Here is a 2,599-nt window from a genome sequence, read left to right on the forward strand (position 1 = left end):
CCCCGTTAAGTGCCCGCTCGGCCGTCGATTCACGGGCCTTCGTTGAAGCACTCGCGCTTTCGCGCCCCGCGGAGGCAGAATGGGACGATCGGCATGGACAGGCCGATCATGGCGCCGACGCGGCGCCCTTGCCGGATTGCGCTCACGGCCAGAGCAGGCCAGATGACTGTTCAGGACCAGACGGGAAAAGGTTCCTGGCCGCAACTGCGTGTCGAGGACTGGCAGGGGACCCGGGACACCGTGCAGCTGTGGACCCAGATCGTCGGCAAGGTCCGCATGGCGCACGCCCCGATGCTCAACCACTGGTGGCAGGTGCCGCTCTATGTGACGCCCCGCGGCTTGGCGACGCACTCCATCCCCCATCCCTCAGGCCCCTTTGACATGGAATTCGACTTCTTCGACCACCGGCTCGCCATCCGGTCCGGCAACGGCTCTGTGGCAAGCGTCGGCCTTGACGCAAAGTCGACGTCGGAATTCTATGCGGAGACCATGGCCGCAGTGGCAGGGCTGGGACTTGAAACCACCATCAGGGCCGTTCCGGTGGAGGTGGATCCCGCCATTCCCTTCGCCGAGGACAGCGTCCACAACTCCTATGACGCCGCGGCAGTCCAGCTGTTTTGGCGCCAGCTGGTCCAGGCCGACCGCATATTGGGCACCTTCCGTTCCTCCTTCCGCGGCAAGGTCAGCCCGGTGCACTACTTTTGGGGAACCATGGACCTCGCCTGCACACGGTTTTCGGGCCGCGCCGCACCCCGCCATGCAGGCGGGCATCAAACTTCGCGGAATGGGTCATGGAGGAGAGCTACTCGCACGAATTGAGCAGTTGCGGTTTCTCCACGCCAGCCATGCTGCAGTGGCGGACCCTGGCCAGTGGAATCGTGCCGCACCGGAGATCGATCCGGAGCGCAGGGCCGGACGCACCAGGATGCCGGAACGGACCCCACCCCTCCCGCAAATCCACCCACCGGGCGTAAAGTTGTGCTGTCCTGAAGCCCGACCAAAGCTAAGGAGATGGCCCCATGGACCACTTCACGGGAATCGATGCCGCAGTTCCGCCCACAGGAACGGGCTGTGTCGAATGCGAGTCCGCCGGAGGGTGGTGGGTCCACCTGCGCCGCTGCGCCCAATGCGGCCATATCGGCTGCTGTGACAGCTCCCCCGCTCAAAACGCATCCGCCCATGCAGCCGCCACTGGCCACTCGATCGTCCGCAGCTTCGAACCGGGCGAAGACTGGTTCTGGGACTACCGGACCAAGAGCTATCTCAACGGCCCGCAGCTGGCCCCGCCCAGCCACCGGCCCGTGGACCAGGGCTCCCCGGGCCCCTCAACCCGCGTGCCCGCGGACTGGCAGAACCACGTCCATTGAACCGGCCGCCACCACGAGGTGGGCGCCAACGCACTTGCCGGAAAGATCCTGCGGAGATCGCCAACGCCTGACCCGCGGCTTTGAGCTTGCCTACCCCAATGCGAGCCTGGGCACCGAAATCGGCACCATCGACTTCAACATCGCCGTCATCCGCTGACCCTGCCCGCTGACCCCGCGGCGTTTCACGCGGCAGCCCGCGCTCCCGGATCAGCCTTTCGCCACCATCCAGGCACGGATGACTGCGGCCAGTGCCGGCTTCTTGGCTTCCAGATCGGCCGCGTCGGCAAAACGCGCAACCCGGGAGACTTCGCCGTCGCCCTCCAGCAGGCCCAGGGGGTCGTCGATGGAAGCCCCCTGGTGGAACATCAGCGTGACAGTCTTCTTCGAGCGCGGAAAGAAGGAGGCTATGTTGCCCCTGTAAATGAACGTGGGTGCCTTCCACTTGACGGCTTCGCCCAGGGCCGGATCGAGGGAGAGGATGTAGGCCCGCACGCTCGCGACCAGCTCGCGCTGCGGGTTGTCGTAGCTGTCGAACCAGGCGTCCACTTCGGGATTTCGATTGCCCACGTCGTGCCTTCCTGTGCTGCATGCGGACCATTTCCAGCCCACAATACCCCTGCTTCCGCTGTGACTTCGCTGACAGGGACTGGCAGACCCTCCCACGTTGCCTCCCGGCGGACGTAGCGTGGAGCTGTTGGAAATTCGCGGCGAACCACGGCCGCGCAAAACCCTCCCATAAACCACAGGAGATCCCCATGTTGACCGTCAACGCCTATGCCGCCCCGTCCGCCACGGGCGCGCTCGTGCCCACCACCATTGAACGCCGGGAAGTTGGCCCGCACGACGTCCTCATCGACATCAAGTACGCAGGCATCTGCCACTCAGACATCCACACGGTCCGCGGCGACTGGGGCCCGCAAACGTACCCGCTGGCCCCGGGCCACGAAATCGCAGGCATCGTCGCCAAAGTCGGCTCAGCTGTCACCCGGCACCAGGTGGGCGACAGGGTGGGCGTGGGCTGCATGGTCAATTCCTGCGGCGAATGCAAAAACTGCCTGGCCGGAGAAGAGCAATACTGCCTCAACGGCAACGTCGGCACGTACGGCTCAATGGACCGCGACGGGACCATCACCCAGGGCGGCTACTCCACCCACGTGGTTGTCACGGAGAACTTTGTGGTCCGCATCCCCGACGGGCTGGAGCTGGACGTGGCCGCCCCGCTGCTGTGCGCC

5 protein-coding genes are annotated in these 2,599 nt (G+C 65.5%); 4 read left to right on the forward strand and 1 reads right to left on the reverse strand.

Annotation, left to right across the window (positions count from 1 at the left end; translation table 11 throughout):
- Nucleotides 1-162 precede the first annotated feature (162 nt).
- The 3 genes from LPN03_RS20605 to LPN03_RS20615 all read left to right on the forward strand — a co-directional run bounded on the left by LPN03_RS20605 (nucleotide 163) and on the right by LPN03_RS20615 (nucleotide 1,524).
- Nucleotides 163-819 (forward strand): DUF5996 family protein, encoded by a 657-nt coding sequence (locus LPN03_RS20605; RefSeq protein WP_262455738.1) that lies wholly within the window; start codon nucleotides 163-165, stop codon nucleotides 817-819.
- A 200-nt stretch (nucleotides 820-1,019) separates the two neighbouring features.
- Nucleotides 1,020-1,367, forward strand: coding sequence for a UBP-type zinc finger domain-containing protein (locus LPN03_RS20610; protein ID WP_262455739.1), 348 nt, complete (start codon nucleotides 1,020-1,022; stop codon nucleotides 1,365-1,367).
- 34 nt (nucleotides 1,368-1,401) lie between these two features.
- The gene (locus tag LPN03_RS20615) at nucleotides 1,402-1,524 is read left to right on the forward strand and encodes a hypothetical protein (protein ID WP_262455740.1); all 123 of its coding nucleotides are present in this window, start codon (nucleotides 1,402-1,404) and stop codon (nucleotides 1,522-1,524) included.
- Between the two features lie 50 nt (nucleotides 1,525-1,574).
- Here LPN03_RS20615 and LPN03_RS20620 read toward each other — a convergent pair whose 3' ends face one another.
- A complete protein-coding gene (locus LPN03_RS20620) occupies nucleotides 1,575-1,934 on the reverse strand; it encodes a DUF1801 domain-containing protein (RefSeq protein ID WP_262455741.1) in 360 nt (119 codons plus the stop codon).
- A gap of 188 nt (nucleotides 1,935-2,122) precedes the next feature.
- On the opposite strand from LPN03_RS20620, the gene LPN03_RS20625 reads away from it, so the two are divergent.
- Nucleotides 2,123-2,599 (forward strand): alcohol dehydrogenase catalytic domain-containing protein (locus LPN03_RS20625; RefSeq protein ID WP_262455742.1); only part of this gene is annotated, 477 nt, incomplete at its 3' end.

The organism is Arthrobacter sp. A2-55, from assembly GCF_025548615.1.
GTDB lineage: Bacteria > Actinomycetota > Actinomycetes > Actinomycetales > Micrococcaceae > Specibacter > Specibacter silviterrae.

Bases quoted from the DNA above. Each gene is read 5' to 3' on its own strand.
- LPN03_RS20605 (WP_262455738.1), top strand. From the start codon at position 163: ATGACTGTTCAGGACCAGACGGGAAAAGGTTCCTGGCCGCAACTGCGT.
- LPN03_RS20610 (WP_262455739.1), top strand. From the start codon at position 1,020: ATGGACCACTTCACGGGAATCGATGCCGCAGTTCCGCCCACAGGAACG.